This is a genomic window from Streptomyces sp. NPDC029296, from assembly GCF_055569255.1.
In genome coordinates, this window is sequence record NZ_JBVHXT010000010.1 from 104,036 (window position 1) to 122,458 (window position 18,423).

The window sequence follows — 18,423 nt, forward strand, 5'->3', positions numbered from 1 at the left end:
CCGGCGGGGACCGTCTCCCCCGTGCGGGGGAGGTCCGCCGCCGCCGCCGGCTGCGACGATGACGTCATGTCCCGCCTCCTGCGCCCGCTGCTGCGCGCGACGACGTACACGCGCCTCATGCACCTGTGGGTGCCCATGCTGATGGTCAGCGTCTGGCTGTTCGTCGACCCGACGACTCCGTGGCTGCCCGCGCTGTTCCTCGTCCCGCTCGGTCTGGTGCCCGCGGTGCGGCGCGGCGAAGGGATCCAGGCGCTGCTGATGCTCACGCCCGGCGAACCGGACCCGGGCATCTCCAAGGCGCCGGCGGCGAACTGGCGGGACCGGCTGCGCACGGTGCTGTGGCTGGAGCTGCGCATGCTGCTCGGCGGCGCGGCCGTGTTCGCCTCGGTGTGGCTGCCCATCCTCTCCTTCGAGCTGGCGCACTGCGCGTGGGGTCACGCCCCGGCCGGGGTCCCGCTGCTGGACCGGCTGCCGCCGCACCGCGCCTGGGCCCTGCTGGCGCCGCTGCCGCTGCTCGTCTTCTACGGCGTGACCGTCGGGCTCGGCGAGCTGATCACGGCCGCCGCGCGCCGGCTGCTCGGCCCGTCGGCGGCCGAACGGCTGGCCGCGCTGGAGGAACGCACCGAGCAGCTGCTGGAACGCACCCGGATCGCGCGGGAGTTGCACGACTCGATCGGGCACGCCCTGACGCTGGCGGTGGTGCAGGCCGGTGCCGCGCGCGCGGCCGGCGACCCGGAGTTCACCGACCGGGCGCTGCATGCCATCGAGGAGACCGGCCGGGCCGCGCTGGAGGACCTGGAACGGGTGCTGGGCGTGCTGCGGGAGGCCGAACGGCCGGTCGGCGCGCGGCCCACGCTGGCGGACGCCGGCCGGCTGCTGGAGTCGGCGCGGGCCTCGGGCGCGAAGATCGACGCGGAGGTGACGGGTCCGGTGGAGGCCGTGCCGGGACCGGTGTCCCGCGAGGGCTACCGCATCCTCCAGGAGGCGCTCACCAATGTGCTGCGGCACGCGGGCGCGGTGCCGGTGCGGGTCCGGGTCCGGGTCGCCGGCGGGACGCTCCGCCTGGAGGTGCGCAATCCGCTGCCGGGCGCGCCGCCCGGCCCGGGCCGGGGCAGCGGCCTGCGCGGCATACGGGAGCGGGCCGCGCTGCTCGGCGGCCGCGCCGTCACCGGCCCGCAGGAGGGCGACTGGCGGGTGCGGGCGGAGCTGCCGCTCGGGTGATCTGCCGGGTGATCTAGGCTGGCCGAATGCCGGTCACCGTCCTGCTCGTCGACGACGAACCCCTGGTCCGCGCGGGGCTGCGGGCCGTGCTGGAGGCGCAGCCCGACATCGAGGTGGCGGGCGAGGCGGCCGACGGCGCGGCTGTCATCCCGCTGGTACGCCGGCTGCGGCCGGACGTGGTCGCGATGGACGTCCGGATGCCGCTGATGGACGGCATCGAGGCCACGCGCGCGGTGCTGCGCACGGTGCCCGAGCCGCCGAAGATCCTCGTGGTGACCACCTTCGAGGACGACGAGTTCGTGTACGAGGCGCTGCGCGCGGGCGCCGACGGGTTTCTGCTGAAGCGGGCCCGCCCGGCCGAGATCGTGCACGCGGTGCGGCTGGTGGCGGCCGGAGACTCGCTCCTGTTCCCGGCCTCCGTACGGCGGCTCGCCGCCCGGTACGGCGACGGGGGCCCACCGGCCCGGACCGCGCTGGAGCGGGCCCGGCTGACCGAGCGGGAGGGGGAGGTGCTGCGGCTGATGGCGCGCGGGCTGTCGAACGCGGAGATCGCGGCGCGGCTGGTGGTGGGCGCCGAGACGGTGAAGTCGCACGTGAGCGCCGTCCTGGCCAAGCTGGGCGCGCGCGACCGCACCCAGGCCGTGATCGCGGCCTACGAGTCGGGGTTCGTGGAGCCGGGCTGAGCCGGCCCGGGCCGCGTGCGCAACCCGGCACTCGCCGGGGTGCGCCCGGCCGAGTACGATCCGGCCAATACGCCCGCGAGCTGGGAGGACGGACGGTGGGGCAGCTGACCGGCGGCGATCCCTCGCTGCTGCGAAGGATCAATTCCGCGGTGGTGCTGCACGCGCTGCGCGCCACGGACTGCGCGACGCTCACCGAGGTCACCCGGGTCACCGGACTGTCCCGGCCGACCGTCGAGGGCGTCGTGGAGGGGCTGATCGAGGCCGGTCTCGTGGTGGAGACGGCGGCCGACGAGGGCGGTGCGCGCCGGCAGGGGCGGCCCGCGCGGCGGTTCCGGTTCCGGGCCGAGGCGGGGCACCTGCTGGGTCTGGAGATCGGGCCGCACCGGGTCGCCGCGCTCCTGTCCGACCTGGACGGCCGGGTGCTGGGCGCGCAGGCCAAGGACGTCGGCGAAAAGGCCCCGGCGGACGAGCGGCTGGACCGGCTGCGCGGCGCGGTCGCCGAGCTGCTGCGCCGGGCCGGGGTCGCGCGCGGTTCGCTGCGCGCGGTGGGCGTGGGCACGCCGGGCATCGTGGAGGCGGACGGCACGGTGCGGCTGGGCACGGCCCTGCCCGAGTGGACGGGGCTGCGGCTCGGGGAGCGGCTGAGCCGGTCCTTCCGCTGTCCGGTGCTGGTGGAGAACGACGCCAACGCGGCGGCGCTCGCCGAGCACTGGAAGGGCGCGGCGGCGGAGACGGACGACGTGGTGTTCGTGCTCGCCGGGCTGAGCCCCGGGGCCGGTTCGCTGATCGGGGGGCGGCTGCACCGGGGGTACGGCGGGGCGGCCGGGGAGATCGGCGCGCTGCATCTGCTGGGCCGGGAGGCGACGCCGGAGGCGCTGCTCTCCACCACCGACGAGCCGTTGCACCCGCTGGACGAGCAGGCGGTCGCCGAGGTGTTCGCGCTGGCGCGCGGCGGTGATCTGCGGGCACGGGCGGCCGTGGAGCGGTACATCCAGCGGCTGGTGCACGACGTGGCGGCGCTGGTGCTGGCGCTCGATCCGGAGCTGGTCGTGATCGGCGGCTGGGCGTCCGGACTGGACGGCGTCCTGGAGCCGCTGCGCCGCGAACTGGCCCGCTACTGCCTGCGTCCGCCCCGGGTGACGCTGTCGGTGCTCGGCGAGGCGGCGGTCGCCACGGGGGCGCTGCGGCTGGCCCTGGACCATGTCGAGGAGGAGCTGTTCGCCGTGGACGGCACGGTGACGCGCCGCTGAGCCCGGCCGTGGCGTGCGCGCGGGCCGGCAGCCCGTCGCGGCGGTGACAACGGCCTGGGCCGGCACGCCGTGCCTGGACCCGACCGCGCCGCGCGCCCGGACACCGCCTCGGGACGGCTCGGCTCGACATGACCATGGCCCAGGGCCCGGACCGGGTGCCGTACCACCTCGGTGGCGAGCCGACGGAACCCGGCCGTGGCGTGCGCGCGGGCCGGTGTACCGGCGGGCGTGCCCGAAGGCTCCTCGCGGGGCCGCGGTCGGTGTGCGGCCCCGCGGTCGGGGGCTCCCTGGGCTCCGGGGTTCAGGAGGCGCGCTGCTCCGGGTCGTGGTGTATCTCGACCCCCGCCGAGTCGCCGAAGGTGAGCCGGCAGGTGTCGGCGCGGTAGGTCGCCACCGACAGGGCGGCGGTGCGGCCCTGGGCGAAGAAGCGGGTGGTGAGGACGAGGACCGGGGAGCCGGGGAGCCGGTCCAGGGCCCGCGCGTCGTCCGCGCGCGCGGAGCCCAGCTCGACCGCGCGGTCCTCCCCCTCCAGCGGCAGGTGCTGAAGCTCCCGCAGTACCGCACGCGCGCGTGCGGCGCCGGACGGGGCGTCGATCGCGGTCAGACCGGGCACCGAGGCCGCCGGGATGTAGAGCAGCTCGGTGGCGACCTGCTGGCCGTGGGACGTCCGGGAGCGGCGCACGGTGTGCACCGCCTCGTCCGCGCCGGTCTCCAGGGCGGCGGCGACGGCGGCGGGCGGCACCGCCTGGGCGCTGTCGACGGGCTGCCAGGCGTCCCCGGCCGCGCCGGGCCAGTCGTGCTGCTCCGTGCCGACGGCCACGCCCACGCGCGGGGGCGCGACGGTCGTGCCGACCCCGCGCCGGCGCTGCAGCCGTCCCTCCAGCTCCAGCTGTTCGAGGGCCTGGCGGAGCGTGGCGCGGGCCACGCCGAAGCGGGCGGCCAGATCACGCTCGTTGGGCAGGATCTCGCCGACCGAGAACTCGGAGTCGAGTGCCTCGCTGAGCACGGTCTTGAGATGCCAGTACTTCGGTTCCGGTACCGATTCCAGCTGCGTGGTCCCCACCCTGTCCTCCGCGAGAGCCGTGGTCCGGCGGTTTTTGGCGCCCTTGTTTATTAAAGGTTGTTGCACTTCTCTGCGACCATAGGGCGGCGCTCACCCTTGGTCAAGACCAATCCTCGGCCGCCCGGCCGGTATCCGGACGCCCGGCCGCGAAGCGTTCACGAGGCGTTCGCGCGCGACGGTGTGTGTGACATCGCGGCAAAGCTCCCGTCGTACGGGGGCGTGCGGGGGTACGGCGAAGCCCCCGCCGGGGCGGCGGGGGCTCGGAGCGGGGGCGGCGGGTCAGCGGGTGGCGAGGTGCCGGAGCTTGTCGGGGTTGCGGATGATGTAGACGGACGTGATGCGGCCGTCGGCGATGTCCACCTGGAACAGGCTGTCGGGCGCGCCGCCGACCAGGATCAGCAGGGCGGGGCCGCCGTTGGCCTCCAGGACGCGGTAGGTCCGGTCCGCCGGGGCGGTGCGGGCGGCGCCGACGAGGAAGCGGCCGACCTTGTCGGCGGTGTGCAGGACGCGCACCGGCGCCTTGGCCTTGCCGCCACTGTCGCCGACCAGCCGGACGTCGGGGGCGAGCAGGGACATCAGCTCCCGGAGGTCGCCCCCGCCTGCGGCGGCGAGGAAACGCTCGGTCAGTTCCCGGCGCCGGGTGGGGTCGACGTCGTAGCGTGGGCGTCTTTCGGCCACGTGCCGGCGGGCCCGCCCGGCGAGCTGCCGTACCGCCGGCTCGGTCCGCTCCAGCAGCTCGGCGATCTCGGCGTACGGGTAGCCGAACGCCTCCCTGAGCACGAACACGGCCCGTTCCAGCGGGGACAGCGACTCCAGGACGACCAGGACGGCGAGGGAGACCGTGTCGGCGAGCACGGCGCGTTCGGCGGAGTCCGGCGCGGTGCCGGCGAACTCGGTGAGGCAGGGCTCCGGCAGCCACGGGCCGATATAGGACTCGCCGCGCCGCTGGGCCTGGCGCAGCCGGTCGATGGCCAGCCGGGTGGTGACGCGGACCAGATAGGCGCGCGGTTCGCGGACCTCCGGGCGGTCGGCGTGGTACCAGCGCAGCCAGGCCTCCTGCACCACGTCCTCCGCGTCGGCGACCCGGCCGAGCATGCGGTAGGCGACCCCCATGAGCAGGGGCCGGTGTTCTTCGAAGACATCGGTGGCGGGCTGCGCGGTCACGGGCCCATCCCACCGGAACCGCCCGCCGGTGTCCACCCGGAAACGGGGCCGGTGCCCGCCAGGGGCTACCCGCCGGTAGGCGGTTGCTGACAAGCTGTCTACGGCGTCCGCCGGCAGCACAGACGAGGAGCACCTCATGTCCGCCACCGTCTCCTTCCAGGTCCCCGCCCCCCACGGTCCGGGCGAGGTGACCGTGTCCTACGCGCGCGTGGGCCGCGGTGAACCGCTGGTCCTGCTGCACGGCATCGGCCACCACCGGCAGGCCTGGGACCCGGTCGTGGACATCCTGGCCACCGAGCGGGAGGTGATCGCCGTGGACCTGCCGGGGTTCGGCGCCTCCCCGGGACTGCCGGACGGCCTGGCCTACGACCTGCCCACCACCAGCACCGTGCTCGGCTCCCTGTTCCGGGCACTGGACCTGGACCGCCCGCACGTGGCCGGGAACTCGCTGGGCGGTCTGCTCGCCCTCGAACTGGGCCGGGCGAGGCTCGTACGGTCCGTCACCGCCCTGTCCCCCGCCGGTTTCTGGTCGCGGGCGGAGCGGCGCTACGCGTTCACGGTGCTGCTCGGCATGCGCGGCATCGCCCGGCGGCTGCCGTCGCCGGTGGTGGCGGGGCTGTCCCGCACGGCGGCCGGCCGCACGGCGCTGACCAGCACCATCTACGCCCGCCCCGCGCGCCGTTCGCCGACGGCGGTGGTCGCCGAGACGCACGCGCTCGCGACGGCCACCGGCTTCGCGGCGACCCTGCGGGCGGGCGCCGCCGTCCGGTTCACCGACGACGTGCCCGGTCTCCCGGTCACGGTGGCCTGGGGCGCCCGGGACCGGATCCTCGTTCCCCGCCAGGGCATCCGCGCCAAGCGGCTCATCCCGCACGCCCGGCTGGTGCGGCTGCCCGGCTGCGGTCACGTCCCGATGAACGACGACCCGGCACTGGTGGCGCGGGTGATCCTGGACGGCAGCCGCTGAGGGGCGCCGGGGGCCCGCCGGCCGGCCGGAGTTCACTTCCGGTTCGCGTGCCCGCCGCGCCGCACCAGTAGGTGTGGCTGTGCACACTGGCCGGATCCCGTCCCTGGAGGCGCAGCCATGTCCCACCGTCCACTCCCGGGCCGCCGCGGCGTTCTGCGCGGCTCGCTCGCCGCGTCGGCGGCCCTGACCCTGCCCGTCGGCCTCGGCGCGGCCCCGGCGTTCGCCCGCTCCGGCCGCCCCCGGGCGGGCTGGGGCGTGCAGACCGGTGACGTGGGCGCCGACTCGGGTCTGGTGTGGGTGCGTGCGGACCGGCCCGCCCGCATGATCGTGGAGACCTCGGCCACCGAGTCGTTCCGCGATCCGCGCCGGTGGCACGGCCCGCTGCTGGGCGGCGGCACGGACTTCACCGGCACCACCCGGCTGCACGGCCTGCCGTCCGGCGAGCAGATCCACTACCGGGTGCTGCTCGCCGACCCGGACGACCCGCGCCGCACCTCGGAGCCCGTCACCGGCACCTTCCGCACGGTCTCCCGGCGCCGCCGGGACGGGGTGCGGTTCCTGTGGTCGGGCGACCTGGCCGGGCAGGGCTGGGGCATCAACCCCGACCTCGGCGGCTACCGCATCTACGACGCCATGGCCGCGCTGGACCCGGACTTCTTCCTGTGCAGCGGCGACTCCATATACGCCGACGGCCCGATCCCCGCGACCCAGGCGCTGCCCGACGGCGGCACCTGGCGGAACGTCACCACCGAGGAGAAGTCGAAGGTCGCCGAGACCCTGGCCGAGTACCGGGGCAACTTCCGCTACAACCTGCTCGACGCCAACCTGCGCCGGTTCAACGCCCAGGTGCCCTCGGTCGTCCAGTGGGACGACCACGAGGTGCGCAACAACTGGTACCCGGGCGAGGTGATCGCCACGACCGACGCCCGGTACACCGAGAAGAGCGTCGACGTCCTCGCGGCGCGCGCCCGGCGGGCGTTCGGCGAGTACTTCCCGATCCCCACCCTGCGGCCGGGCGCCCGGGACGGGCGGGTGTACCGGGTGCTGCGCCAGGGACCGCTGCTGGACCTGTTCGTGCTGGACATGCGCACCTACCGCAACGCCAACTCCCCCGACGACCAGACCACCGACCCCCGGGGCATCCTCGGCCGGGAGCAGCTGGAGTGGCTCAAGCGGGAGCTGGCCCGCTCGCGCGCGGTGTGGAAGGTGATCGCCGCCGACATGCCGATCGGGCTGGTCGTACCGGACGCGACGGAGGGCCGGCCGAACTTCGAGGCGGTGGCCCAGGGCGACCCGGGGGCGCCGCTCGGGCGCGAACTGCAGATCGCCGAGCTGCTGCGGTTCGTCAAGCACCGGCGGATCACCGGCACGGTGTGGCTGACGGCGGACGTGCACCACACCTCGGCCCAGCACTACCAGCCCTCCCGGGCCGCGTTCACCGACTTCGAGCCGTTCTGGGAGTTCGTCTCGGGGCCGCTGAACGCGGGCGCCTTCCCGGCGAGCCCGCTGGACGGCACGTTCGGGCCGGAGCGGGTGTTCGTGAAGGCCCCGGCCGCGTCCAACGTCTCGCCCGCCGGCGGCTACCAGTTCTTCGGCGAGGTGGACATCGACGGGGACAGCGGGGAGCTGACGGTACGGCTGCGGGAGCAGGACGGCGGGGTGCTGTTCAGCCGGACGCTGCAGCCGGGGCGGGTCGGTCAGTAGGCGGATCCGGGGCGGCCGGAGCGAGCCGGGCGCCCGGTCGGCCGTAGAAAATGCAACAAATGGGACGGAGCATGCTTTACCCATCGGACACAATCAGTTCGTGATCGCGCAACACCCCTCCTGCACAGTGGCCGCATGACTCCAGAGATGCCTGATGTGACCCGGGCCCGGCACGGGCGGCCCGTGCACCACTGGCGGCGGGACCTCGTCGAACTCGCCGCGCTCTTCACCGCGGTGGCCGTCGCGGACGCGGTGGCCAACCTGATCGGGCACGGGCCGGACGGACCGGCCCTGCTCGTGATCTCCGCGATCGTGCTGGCCGCGACGGCGGGCTTCCACGTGTGGTGGTCACGCCGCCACGGACACGCGCCGCCCGCGAGCGATACCGGTGCCCGGCCGACCGCCGCGACGCGGCCGGCCGGGCCGTCCGAGCGGCCCGGCACCCCGGTGGCCCCCCTCCCCGGCCCGGGCGCGCTGTGGCGGATGCGGACGACGGTGAAGGACGAGCCGGGGTCCCTGGCCGTCCTGTGCACGGCGCTCGCCGAGCACCGGGTGGACATCCTCAGCCTCCAGACCCATCCGCTGGCCGACGGCACGGTGGACGAGTTCCTGCTGCGGGCACCGGGCACGCTGGCGGCGACCGGGATCACCCGGGCGGTCGCGCTGGCCGGGGGCACGTCCACGTGGATCGAGCGGGCCGACGCCCACGATCTGGTCGACGCGCCGACCCGGGTGCTGGGCCTGGCCGCCCGTACGGCCCTGGACGCCTCCGAACTCCCCCTCGCGCTCCGCCAGTTGCTGGGCCGGTGCACCATCCGGTCGCTGCCCGGCACACCGGCCGGCGGCGGCCGGGGCCCGCTGCCGGTGCCGGCCGAGGGAGTGCTGGAGGACACGGTGATGCGGCTGCCGGCCCCGGAGGGCGGGGTGCTCACCGTGGAGCGGCCGTATCTGCCGTTCACGCCGACGGAGTTCGCCCGTGCCCGGGCGCTGGTGGAGCTGGACGGGCGGCTCGGGCCGCGGATCCCCGGCGGGCAGGACGTGCTGACGCTGCCCGAGGGCGACGACATCACGGTGCGCCGGGTCGGCACCGGGGACCTGCCCGCGGCCAGGGCGATGCACGAGCGGTGCTCGGCGCACACGCTCGGCCTGCGCTACCACGGCCCGGTCGGCGACGCCGACCGCTATCTGAACCACCTGCTCAGCCCCCGCTTCGGCCGCACCCTGGCCGCGCAGACCGCCGCCGGCCGGATCGTCGGCCTCGGGCACCTGCTGTGGGACGGCGACGAGACGGAGGTCGCGCTGCTGGTCGAGGACGAGTGGCAGCGGCGCGGCGTCGGCGGCGAACTCCTCGGCCGGCTGGTCTCGATGGCGGCGGAGGCCGGCTGCGCGAGCGTGTACGCCGTGACCAAGGCGTCCAACACCGGCATGATCGCCGCGATGCGCGCCCTCGGCCTCCCGCTGGACTACCAGATCGAGGAGGGCACCCTGGTCATCACGGCCCGCCTGGACGCGCCCCCGCGGTCCTCCGCCGCTCCCCGCCTCACCGACCCGGCCCACCGCGACTGACGGCCACCGGCGGCAGGGCCCGGCGACCGGTACTCCGGGGCCGGGCCCTTCGGCCGCCGGGCCGCCGGAGGCGACCGGACGCCGCGTCCCCTCAGCGCACCGCCTCCTCCCGCGCGCCCGCGTCCTGCCGTTCGGGCGTCGCGCCCAGCGCCCGGTCCAGGTCCGCCCACAGGTCGTCGACGTCCTCCAGGCCCACGGACAGACGGAGCAGGCGGTCGGTGACGCCCGCGTCGTGCCGGTCGCCGGTGTCCACGATGCGGTGGCTGATGGACGCGGGGTGCTGGATGAGCGTGTCGACGCTGCCCAGGCTCACCGCGGGGGTGACGAGCCGCACCCGGGAGATCACCTCGTGCGGATCGCCGTGGACCTCGAAGGCGACCATCGCGCCGCCGAGGCGCGGATAGCGCACCCGGGCCACCCGCGGGTCCGCGGCGAGCCGGCGGGCCAGCTCGGCGGCGTTCGCGGAGGCGGCCCGGACCCGCACCGGGAGGGTGGACAGGCCGCGCAGCAGCAGATAGCCGGCCAGCGGATGCAGGACGCCGCCCGTGGCGAACCGGATCCGCCGCAGCCGCCCGGCGAACTCCTCGTCGCAGGCGACCACCCCGGCCAGCACGTCCCCGTGGCCGCCGAGGTACTTGGTGGCGCTGTGCAGCACCAGCCGCGCCCCCTGCCCGGCCGGCCGCTGGAGCACCGGCGTGGCGAAGGTGTTGTCGGCGAGCAGCGGGACCGGGCCGCAGGCGCGGGCGACGGCCCGCAGGTCGACCTCGGCGAGGGTCGGATTGGCCGGGGACTCGACCATCACCAGCCCGGTGTCCGGCCGCAGCGCGCCGGCGATGCCGGCCGGGTCGGTCCAGGTGACCTCCGTACCGAGCAGTCCGGCGGTCAGCAAGTGGTCGCTGCACCCGTACAGGGGCCGTACCGCGACGGCGTGCCGCAGGCCCGCCGAAGCGCGGGCCAGGAGCACCGCGCTCAGCGCGGCCATCCCGCTGGCGAAGGCGACGGCGGTCTCGGTGCCCTCCAGCCGGGCGAGGGCGGTCTCGAAGCGGGCGACGGTCGGGTTGCCCAGGCGGGCGTAGACCGGCGGGCCGGCCAGGTCCGCGCCGTCGGTGGCGAAGGCGTCGATGCGGGCGGCCTCGGCCCGGCTGTCGTGGGACGGGTAGGTGGTGGACAGGTCGATCGGCGGGGCGTGCAGGCCCTGCCGGGCCAGGTCGTCGCGGCCGGCGTGCACGGCCTCGGTGGTCAGGGCTCTCGGTGCGGTGCCTACGCCGTCGTAGGCACCGGTGCTCGCTGTGTCCATGGGCGCAAGGGTGAACACCGCCCGGTTCTGCGGGGCCAAGTGCCGTGCTACGTTCGGCACATGGCCGAGTCCGTCGTACTGGATCCGGTGGATCTGCATCTGCTGCGGCTGTTGCAGAACGACGCCCGGACCACCTACCGGGACCTCGCCGCGCAGGTGGGCGTGGCCCCGTCGACCTGTCTGGACCGGGTGGCCCGGCTGCGCCGCTCGGGCGTGATCCTCGGCCACCGGCTGCGGCTGGACCCGGCCAAGCTGGGGCGCGGCCTCCAGGCGCTGCTGTCGGTGCAGGTACGGCCGCACCGGCGGGAGCTGGTCGGGCCGTTCGTGGAGCGGATCCGGGCGCTGCCGGAGGCGCGGACGGTGTTCCATCTGACCGGCCCGGACGACTATCTGGTGCATGTGGCCGTCGCGGACATGGCCGACCTCCAGCGGCTGGTACTGGACGAGTTCACGGCACGGCGCGAGGTCGCCCGGGTGGAGACCCGGCTGGTCTTCCAGCAGTGGGAGTGCGGGCCGCTGCTGCCGCCCGGCCACGACCGGAGCTGAAACGCGCCGTGCGCGGGTGACGCGGTGATCCCCGGCGTACGAGGATGGGCCGCATGTCCGATACCAAGATCCCGCTGCCCCGTCAGGTCGCCGACGCCTATGTGGACGACCTCATCGCCCTCGACCCGGTCACCGGCACCTACCTCGGGGTGCCGGAGAGTTCGAGCCGGCTGCCCGACTACTCGCCCGCGGGACGGGACGCGCAGGCGCGGCTGACCCGGGCCACCCTCGCGAGGCTCGACGAGGCGGAGCGGCAGCCCGGCGCGGACAGCGATGCCGAGCGGCGCTGCGGGCGGCTGCTGCGGGAGCGGCTGACCGCCCGGCTCGCCGTGTACGAGGCGGGCGAACACCTGCGCGAGATCGGCAACATGCACACACCCGGCCACGAGGTCCGGGAGATCTTCACGGTCACCCCGGCGGACACGGAGGAGGACTGGGCGGCGATCGCCGAGCGGCTGCGCGCGGTGCCCGCCGCGCTCGCGGGCTACCGCGCCTCCCTCCGGCTCGGCCTGGACCGGGAGCTGTTCGCGGCGCCGCGGCCGACCGCCACGTTCATCGGCCAGCTGACCGAGTGGGCGGGCACCGGCGAGGGCCGCGGCTGGTTCGAGGACTTCGCCGCCGCGGGACCCGGGGCGCTGCGCGCCGAGCTGGACGAGGCGGCGCGGGCGGCGACCGGCGCCGTGGTGGAGCTGCGGGACTGGCTGCGCCGGGTGTACGCGCCGGCGATCGAGGGCGCCCCGAACGTGGCCGGCCGGGAGCGGTACGCGCGCTGGGCCCGCTACTACAACGGCACCGACCTGGACCTGGACGAGGCGTACGCCTACGGCTGGGCGGAGTTCCACCGCCTCCTCGGCGAGATGCGCGAGGAGGCGGAGAAGATCCTGCCCGGCGCGAAGACGCCGTGGGAGGCGCTCGCGCACCTGGACGAGCACGGGCGGCACGTCGAGGGCGTGGACGAGACCCGCGACTGGCTCCAGGGGCTGATGGACCGGGCGATCGAGGACCTGGACGGCACCCACTTCGAACTGGCCGACCGGGTGCGGCGGGTGGAGTCGCGCATCGCGCCGCCCGGCGGCGCGGCGGCCCCCTACTACACGGGCCCGTCGGAGGACTTCTCCCGGCCCGGCCGGACCTGGCTGCCCACGATGGGCCTGACCCGCTTCCCGGTCTACGACCTGGTCTCGACGTGGTACCACGAGGGCGTGCCCGGCCACCACCTCCAGCTCGCGCAGTGGACGCACGTGGCGGACAGTCTCTCCCGCTACCAGGCGACGGTCGGCATGGTCAGCGCCAACGTCGAGGGCTGGGCGCTGTACGCGGAGCGGCTGATGGACGAACTCGGGTTCCTGCGGGATCCCGAAGAACGCCTCGGCTATCTGGACGCGCAGATGATGCGCGCCGTGCGGGTGATCATCGACATCGGCATGCACCTGGAGCTGGAGATCCCGGCCGACTCCCCGTTCCGTCCGGGCGAGCGCTGGACGCCGGAGCTGGCGGAGGAGTTCTTCGGGGCGCACAGCAGCCGTCCGGGGGACTTCGTGGAGAGCGAGCTGACCCGGTATCTGACCATGCCGGGCCAGGCCATCGGCTACAAGCTGGGCGAGCGGGTCTGGCTGCTGGGCCGGGAACGGGCGAGCGCGCGGCACGGCGCCGCGTTCGACCTGAAGGCCTGGCACATGGCGGCGCTGTCCCAGGGCTCGCTGGGCTTGGACGACCTGCTGGACGAGCTGTCCCGGCTCTGACCGTCCGGGCATCCGGGCTCAGCGCCGGAAGCCGCCTTCGGAGTTCACGACCTCGCCGGTGATCCAGCGCGCCTCGTCGGTGGCCAGCCAGGCGATGAGGCGGGCGGGGTCGTCGGGCGCGCCCCAGCGTCCGGCGGGGAACCGCGCGGCCACGGCCGCCCGCACCTCGCCGGTGGCGTACCCGGTGTCGACGGGTCCGGGGTTGACCGCGTTCACCGTGATCCCCCGCTCGGCGAGCGCGGTGGACAGGGCGCGGGTGACGGAGGCGAGGGCGCCCTTCTGCAGGGCGTAGGCGATCTCGCCCGGCATCCCTCCGCCCTGGTCCTGGCCGGAGGTCATCAGCACCACGCGCCCGCCGGGGGCATCCGCGGGCAGGGCCGCGCGCGAACGGGCGTACGCCTGGACGAGCAGCAGCACCGAGCGGCTGTCGACGGCCCAGTGGGCGTCCAGCATCGCCGCGTCGATGTCGTCCAGGGTGCCGTCGGAGCCGCTGAGGGCGTGATTGGCCACCAGGATGTCCAGGCGGCCGAACTCCTCGGTCACGGTGCGGACCAGCCGGGCCGGTTCCGCCGGGTCGGCCAGGTCGCCGGGGCCGGAGGCGACCCGCGCCCGGGGGTCGCCGAGCGCCTCGCGCACGGAGTCGGCGACGGCGTCGGGACTGTCGGCGCCCCAGGGCATGGCCGCGTCGTGCGGCACATGGTGGTGCAGGTACACGCTCGCGCCGTAGGCGGCCAGCCGTCGGGCCACGGCGTGCCCGATCCCGGCCCGCCGGGAGGCACCGGTGACGAGCGCGGTACGGCCGCGCAGGGGCAGGGGGTCGCGGCGCAGTTCGACAGGTGTCGGCATGGGCGCCCACCCTAGGGGGGCGGCCGAGACCGTGCGAGCGATTATCCGCCCGGCCGGACGGTCGTTCTTCCGGTGGCGCGAGCGGTTTCTCCGCTCGGCCGGACGGCCGTCTCCCGGTGACGCGGCCGGCGCCGGGGTGGCCCGCTGGTGCCGGGGGCCGACACGCAAGGGCGGGCCGGGCCATGCGGGAGAACGCGCCGGGGCGCAGGGCACTGCGGACACCGCGCGCGGCGGGCCTGGCGGGGATCTCTTCGCGCTGATCCTGGCGGCGGCGATGGTCCTGGTCAGGCTGGCCCTCCCCGAGGGAGCGGACGCGGTCACCGCCCGGGGGTCCACGGACTCCGGGCGGCACGACGCGCTGCGGGCGGCCCTCGCGCTGGTGCCGTTCGCCGGGATCTTCTTCCTGTGGTTCCTCGGCGCGGTCCGCGCGCACGTCGGCGCGGTGGAGGACACGTTCCTCGCCACCGTCTTCCTGGGCAGCGGGCCGATCTTCACGGCCACGCTGTTCGGGGCCGCCGCGGCGGCGGGGGCGGTGGCCCATCCGCCCGGTGTGCCGCCGCTGCCGGTGGCCTGGGACTTCGGCCGCCACCTCGCGTACTCGCTGATGACGGGGCACGCCATGCGGATGGCGGCCGTGTCCGTGTCGTCCCTGTCGGTCATGGGCCACCGGCTGGGCGTGCTGCCGCGCCCGCTGACGGTCGCGGGCTTCGTCACCGTGCTGATCCTGCTCTTCGTCTCGTCGAACGTGCCCTGGGCGGAACTCGTCTTCCCGGCCTGGTCGCTGCTGACGGCCTGCACATCCTCGGGGCGGGCCCGGGACGGGCGGCCGGGTAGAGCGCCGGGCGCTCACTCGATCGGCGTGCCCGGCGCGCGGGCGCCCGGTCCCCGCTCGCATGCTGGCGAGCGAGGGGAGACCGCCGTCCGGAGCCCGCCCGCGCGAGCCGTGCGGCGCGCACCGGACCTCGCCACTCGAAAGGGCGGAGCGCCGATGAGGCTTGTCGTCGATCTCAACAAGTGCCAGGGGTACGCCCAGTGCGCGTTCCTCGCGCCCGATGTCTTCGCCATGCACGGCGAGGAGTCGCTGATCTACGACCCGTGTCCGCAGGAGGTGCAGCGGGAGCGGGTGGCGCGGGCGGTGGCCGCCTGCCCGGTGGGGGCGATCACCGTCGACGGACTTGACCGCGCGGGCGCGGCCCAGGGGGCGTCCGATGCCCGCTGACCACGTGGAACGGCTCAGGCGCGAGGGGCGGATCGTGATCGTGGGCGCCTCGCTGGCGGGGCTGCGGGCGGCCGAGACGCTGCGCGCGGAGGGCTTCGCCGGCGAGCTGACCCTGATCGGGGACGAGCCGTACGAGCCGTACGACCGGCCGCCGCTGTCGAAGTCGGCGCTGCTGGGCCTGGCGTCCCCGGTCCGCACGGAGTTGCCGCGCCGCTGGGAGACCGACGCGAAGTGGCGGCTGGGTGTCGCGGCGACCGGGCTGGACCTGGCGGCCAAGCGGGTCCGGCTGGCCGACGGGGACGAGGTGGAGTACGACCGGCTGCTCATCGCGACCGGGGTGCGGGCCCGGCCGTGGTTCAAGGAGGAGGAGGCCCGGCTGGACGGGGTGTGCGTGCTGCGCACCCGAAAGGACGCGGCCGACCTGGACCGGCGGCTGAGGGCCGGGCCCCGGCGGGTGTTCGTCATCGGCGCCGGGTTCGCCGGTTCGGAGGTCGCCTCGGCCTGCCGGGAGATGGGCCTGCCGGTGAGCATGGCCGAACGTGCGGGGGCGCCGCTGGTGGGGGCGCTCGGCGGGGTGGTCGGCGCGGTCGCGGCGGACCTCGCGGCGGAGCACGGCGTGGACCTGCGCACCCATGTCACGGTGACCTCTCTGGAGGGGGACGCGGCGGGCCGGGTGCGGGCGGTCCACCTGTCCGACGAGAGCGTGGTCGAGGCGGATGTGGTCGTGGTGTCGCTGGGGTCGGTGCGCAACACGGAGTGGCTCGCCGGGTCGGGGCTGGGCGCGGGGCCCCGGGGCGTCGCCTGTGACGCGGGCTGCCGGGCCTTCGACTTCCGGGGCATCGTCACGGACGACGTCTTCGTGGCGGGCGATGTGGCCCGCTCCCCGCACGCGCTGTTCGGCTACCAGTTCCTGTCGCTGGAGCACTGGGGCAACGCCGTCGCCCAGGCGGAGACGGCCGCGCACAACATGATCTGCGACGGTGCCGACCGGCGCCCGCACCTGTGGATGCCGGCCTTCTGGTCGTCGATGTTCGGGGTCAACATCAAATCGGTCGGGGTCCCGCCGATGGGCGAGCAGCTCATGATCACGCAGGGGTCGCTCGCCGAGCGCCGGTTCGTCGGGGTCTACGGCCACCAGGGCCGGATCGTGGCCGCCGTGACCTTCGACAACGCCCGCTGGCTGGAGTTCTACCAGCGGCAGATCGAGCGGGGGGCGCCGTTCCCGGTGGAGTTCCCGACGCTGGACCGCCGGCCGGAGGGCCGGCAGCCGGTGCCGGCGGGTTTCCCGGACCCGTCGCTGCCGACCCACGGGCCCATGGTGACCCTCACCGGCTATTCGCCGGCCGACCAGCAGCTGGTCTTCCACCCCTCCCGCCACTGACCTCCCCCGGCCCCGACGCTCCGAGGAACCGCCATGCCGCACGCCTCGCTGGCCCGCCAGATCACCGATTTCAAGAACCGCGCCAACCCCTATCCGCTGTACGAGGAGCTTCGCCGGACGCCGGTGCTCCACGAGGAGGAGGGCGGCCCGTATCTCATCAGCTCGTATTACGACATCGAGGCGCTGCTGCACGATCCGCGGATCAGCTCCGACGCCGCGAACCTGGCCGCCACCGGGCAGGACGGGCTGGGCGAGCCGGAGGAGACGGGCGGCCTGCCGCCGTCGTTCCTGCGTCTGGACCCGCCCGAGCACGACCGGCTGCGCCGCATCGCCAACACGGGGTTCGGCCCGCCGCACCGGCCCCGGCGGATCGAGGGCATGCGCGGCGCCATGCGGGAGATCGTCACCGGGCTGATCGACGGCTTCGGGGACGCCCGCCGGGTGGACCTGGTGGACCAGTTCGCCTACCCGTTCCCGGTGACGGTGATCTGCCGGCTGCTCGGAGTGCCCCGGGAGGACGAGCCGACGTTCCGCACCTGGGTGGACCCGCTGGTGGCGAGCCTGGACCCGGAGAAGCAGCCGGGCGGTGGCGAGTCGGCGGAGCACCAGAAGGCCGCGCGGGAGGCGCGGATGCGGCTCGGCATGTATCTGTCCGGGCTGGTCGAGGAGCGGGTCGGGGAACCCCGCGAGGACCTGTTGTCCGACCTGGTGAACAGCAGGGGCCCGGACGGGTCGATGACGACGATGGAGGTGCTCAGCACGTCGGTGCTGCTGCTGATCGCCGGGCACGAGACGACGGTCAACCTGATCACCAACGGCATGCTGACCCTGCTGCGCCACCCGGGGATCCTCGGCCGGCTGCGCGAGGACCCGGGGCTGTCGGTCGGCATCGTGGAGGAACTGCTGCGCTACGAGCCACCGGTGCAGCTCGTGCCGCAGCGCACCTGCGTCACCGACATCGAGGTGCGCGGGGTCACCATCCCGAGGGGCTCGCGGATCTGGCTGATGCTGGCCGCGGGCAACCGGGACCCGGAGCGGTTCAAGGACCCCGGGCGGTTCGACCCGGACCGCGAGGATCTCCGGCACCTCGGCTTCGGCAGCGGCATCCACAGCTGCTTCGGTGCCCCGCTGGCCCGCCTGGAGACCCAGATCGCGCTGTCCGAGCTGGCCCGGCGGCTGGAGAACCCCCGCCTGGTGGAGGATCCGCCGCCGTACCGGGAGAACGCCGTGCTGCGCGGGCCCCGGCACCTGCACGTCGCGTTCGACGGGCTGCGCTGACCGGCCGGGGCCTCAGCAGCCGCAGTCCCCGTCGACGGGCGCGGTCAGCGGGTCGGCGTCCCGGCGGGCCGGGCCCCGCCAGGTCTCGTAGGCGAAGCCCTCGCGGGCCCAGTACTCGAAGCCGCCGAGCATCTCCTTGACCCGGTAACCGAGTTCGGCGAGGGCGAGGGCCGCGCGGGTGGCGCCGTTGCAGCCGGGGCCCCAGCAGTACGTGACCACGGGCACGGACTTGTCGAGGAGACGCTCGGCGTGCTCGCCGATGAGCGCGGTCGGCAGGTGGACCGCGCCCGGGACGTGGCCCTGGTCCCAGGAGGCGGTGGAACGGGTGTCCACGACGACGAATCCGGGGTCGTCGCCGGCCGCGAGCGCGGTGGCCACGTCGGAGACGTCGGCGTGGAAGGCGAGGCTCGCCCGGAAGTAGGCGGCGGCCTCGGCCGGGGCGGCGGGGGCGACCCGCAGGACGGGGTTCTCGGAAGCGGTGTCGATCATGACTGGA

The 18,423-nt window shown here is 75.3% G+C and carries 16 protein-coding genes; 11 read left to right on the forward strand and 5 right to left on the reverse strand.

Annotation, left to right across the window (positions count from 1 at the left end):
- Positions 1-66: 66 nt before the first annotated feature.
- From ACZ4W9_RS11365 to ACZ4W9_RS11375, 3 genes are all read left to right on the forward strand, one after another.
- Positions 67-1,221: a sensor histidine kinase gene (locus tag ACZ4W9_RS11365; RefSeq protein WP_467934837.1), complete on the forward strand. Its 1,155-nt coding sequence runs from the start codon at positions 67-69 to the stop codon at positions 1,219-1,221.
- A 26-nt stretch (positions 1,222-1,247) separates the two neighbouring features.
- Positions 1,248-1,904 carry a response regulator transcription factor gene (locus tag ACZ4W9_RS11370; RefSeq protein WP_467934838.1) on the forward strand — a complete coding sequence of 219 codons (657 nt, stop codon included), beginning with the start codon at positions 1,248-1,250 and terminating at the stop codon, positions 1,902-1,904.
- Between the two features lie 95 nt (positions 1,905-1,999).
- On the forward strand, positions 2,000-3,154 hold the full coding sequence (locus ACZ4W9_RS11375; protein ID WP_467934840.1) for an ROK family transcriptional regulator: 1,155 nt from the start codon (positions 2,000-2,002) through the stop codon (positions 3,152-3,154).
- A 301-nt stretch (positions 3,155-3,455) separates the two neighbouring features.
- On the opposite strand, the gene ACZ4W9_RS11380 is transcribed toward ACZ4W9_RS11375, so the two are convergent.
- Both ACZ4W9_RS11380 and ACZ4W9_RS11385 read right to left on the reverse strand, forming a co-directional pair.
- The gene (locus ACZ4W9_RS11380; protein ID WP_467934841.1) at positions 3,456-4,217 is read right to left on the reverse strand and encodes a GntR family transcriptional regulator; all 762 of its coding nucleotides are present in this window, start codon (positions 4,215-4,217) and stop codon (positions 3,456-3,458) included.
- Between the two features lie 279 nt (positions 4,218-4,496).
- Positions 4,497-5,381, reverse strand: coding sequence for an RNA polymerase sigma-70 factor (locus tag ACZ4W9_RS11385; protein ID WP_467934842.1), 885 nt, complete (start codon positions 5,379-5,381; stop codon positions 4,497-4,499).
- A 136-nt stretch (positions 5,382-5,517) separates the two neighbouring features.
- Between ACZ4W9_RS11385 and ACZ4W9_RS11390 the strand changes: the two genes are divergently transcribed.
- The 3 genes from ACZ4W9_RS11390 (at position 5,518) to ACZ4W9_RS11400 (ending at position 9,618) form a co-directional block, all read left to right on the forward strand.
- On the forward strand, positions 5,518-6,348 hold the full coding sequence (locus ACZ4W9_RS11390; protein WP_467934843.1) for an alpha/beta fold hydrolase: 831 nt from the start codon (positions 5,518-5,520) through the stop codon (positions 6,346-6,348).
- A gap of 117 nt (positions 6,349-6,465) precedes the next feature.
- The gene (locus ACZ4W9_RS11395) at positions 6,466-8,052 is read left to right on the forward strand and encodes an alkaline phosphatase D family protein (protein WP_467934845.1); all 1,587 of its coding nucleotides are present in this window, start codon (positions 6,466-6,468) and stop codon (positions 8,050-8,052) included.
- Positions 8,053-8,187: 135 nt separating this feature from the next.
- Positions 8,188-9,618, forward strand: a complete 1,431-nt coding sequence (locus ACZ4W9_RS11400; protein ID WP_467934846.1) for a GNAT family N-acetyltransferase — start codon at positions 8,188-8,190, stop codon at positions 9,616-9,618.
- 91 nt (positions 9,619-9,709) lie between these two features.
- Here ACZ4W9_RS11400 and ACZ4W9_RS11405 read toward each other — a convergent pair whose 3' ends face one another.
- Entirely contained in the window at positions 9,710-10,915 is a 1,206-nt protein-coding gene (locus tag ACZ4W9_RS11405; RefSeq protein WP_467934847.1) for a trans-sulfuration enzyme family protein, read from the reverse strand.
- A gap of 60 nt (positions 10,916-10,975) precedes the next feature.
- Between ACZ4W9_RS11405 and ACZ4W9_RS11410 the strand changes: the two genes are divergently transcribed.
- A complete protein-coding gene (locus ACZ4W9_RS11410; RefSeq protein ID WP_467934849.1) occupies positions 10,976-11,461 on the forward strand; it encodes an Lrp/AsnC family transcriptional regulator in 486 nt (161 codons plus the stop codon).
- A 53-nt stretch (positions 11,462-11,514) separates the two neighbouring features.
- On the forward strand, positions 11,515-13,203 hold the full coding sequence (locus ACZ4W9_RS11415) for a DUF885 domain-containing protein (RefSeq protein WP_467934850.1): 1,689 nt from the start codon (positions 11,515-11,517) through the stop codon (positions 13,201-13,203).
- 18 nt (positions 13,204-13,221) lie between these two features.
- Here ACZ4W9_RS11415 and ACZ4W9_RS11420 read toward each other — a convergent pair whose 3' ends face one another.
- The gene (locus tag ACZ4W9_RS11420; RefSeq protein ID WP_467934851.1) at positions 13,222-14,049 is read right to left on the reverse strand and encodes an SDR family oxidoreductase; all 828 of its coding nucleotides are present in this window, start codon (positions 14,047-14,049) and stop codon (positions 13,222-13,224) included.
- Between the two features lie 988 nt (positions 14,050-15,037).
- On the opposite strand from ACZ4W9_RS11420, the gene ACZ4W9_RS11425 reads away from it, so the two are divergent.
- From ACZ4W9_RS11425 to ACZ4W9_RS11435, 3 genes are read left to right on the forward strand one after another with little or no spacing between them, the layout of a single operon-like run.
- Positions 15,038-15,268: a ferredoxin gene (locus tag ACZ4W9_RS11425; RefSeq protein WP_467934949.1), complete on the forward strand. Its 231-nt coding sequence runs from the start codon at positions 15,038-15,040 to the stop codon at positions 15,266-15,268.
- Entirely contained in the window at positions 15,258-16,649 is a 1,392-nt protein-coding gene (locus tag ACZ4W9_RS11430) for an NAD(P)/FAD-dependent oxidoreductase (protein WP_467934852.1), read from the forward strand. Before ACZ4W9_RS11425 ends, ACZ4W9_RS11430 begins: the two co-directional genes overlap by 11 nt.
- A 33-nt stretch (positions 16,650-16,682) precedes the next feature.
- Positions 16,683-17,927 (forward strand): cytochrome P450, encoded by a 1,245-nt coding sequence (locus tag ACZ4W9_RS11435; protein ID WP_467934854.1) that lies wholly within the window; start codon positions 16,683-16,685, stop codon positions 17,925-17,927.
- Positions 17,928-17,939: 12 nt separating this feature from the next.
- On the opposite strand, the gene ACZ4W9_RS11440 is transcribed toward ACZ4W9_RS11435, so the two are convergent.
- Positions 17,940-18,416: a rhodanese-like domain-containing protein gene (locus tag ACZ4W9_RS11440; protein WP_467934855.1), complete on the reverse strand. Its 477-nt coding sequence runs from the start codon at positions 18,414-18,416 to the stop codon at positions 17,940-17,942.
- Between the last annotated feature and the right edge of the window lie 7 nt (positions 18,417-18,423).

Excerpts from the sequence above, each read along its gene's own strand:
- ACZ4W9_RS11365 (WP_467934837.1), top strand. The coding sequence starts at position 67 with ATGTCCCGCCTCCTGCGCCCGCTGCTGCGCGCGACGACGTACACGCGC.
- ACZ4W9_RS11370 (WP_467934838.1), top strand. The coding sequence starts at position 1,248 with ATGCCGGTCACCGTCCTGCTCGTCGACGACGAACCCCTGGTCCGCGCG.
- ACZ4W9_RS11390 (WP_467934843.1), top strand. The coding sequence starts at position 5,518 with ATGTCCGCCACCGTCTCCTTCCAGGTCCCCGCCCCCCACGGTCCGGGC.
- ACZ4W9_RS11395 (WP_467934845.1), top strand. The coding sequence starts at position 6,466 with ATGTCCCACCGTCCACTCCCGGGCCGCCGCGGCGTTCTGCGCGGCTCG.
- ACZ4W9_RS11400 (WP_467934846.1), top strand. The coding sequence starts at position 8,188 with ATGACTCCAGAGATGCCTGATGTGACCCGGGCCCGGCACGGGCGGCCC.
- ACZ4W9_RS11405 (WP_467934847.1), bottom strand. The coding sequence starts at position 10,915 with ATGGACACAGCGAGCACCGGTGCCTACGACGGCGTAGGCACCGCACCG.
- ACZ4W9_RS11410 (WP_467934849.1), top strand. The coding sequence starts at position 10,976 with ATGGCCGAGTCCGTCGTACTGGATCCGGTGGATCTGCATCTGCTGCGG.
- ACZ4W9_RS11415 (WP_467934850.1), top strand. The coding sequence starts at position 11,515 with ATGTCCGATACCAAGATCCCGCTGCCCCGTCAGGTCGCCGACGCCTAT.
- ACZ4W9_RS11420 (WP_467934851.1), bottom strand. The coding sequence starts at position 14,049 with ATGCCGACACCTGTCGAACTGCGCCGCGACCCCCTGCCCCTGCGCGGC.
- ACZ4W9_RS11425 (WP_467934949.1), top strand. The coding sequence starts at position 15,038 with ATGAGGCTTGTCGTCGATCTCAACAAGTGCCAGGGGTACGCCCAGTGC.
- ACZ4W9_RS11430 (WP_467934852.1), top strand. The coding sequence starts at position 15,258 with ATGCCCGCTGACCACGTGGAACGGCTCAGGCGCGAGGGGCGGATCGTG.
- ACZ4W9_RS11435 (WP_467934854.1), top strand. The coding sequence starts at position 16,683 with ATGCCGCACGCCTCGCTGGCCCGCCAGATCACCGATTTCAAGAACCGC.
- ACZ4W9_RS11440 (WP_467934855.1), bottom strand. The coding sequence starts at position 18,416 with ATGATCGACACCGCTTCCGAGAACCCCGTCCTGCGGGTCGCCCCCGCC.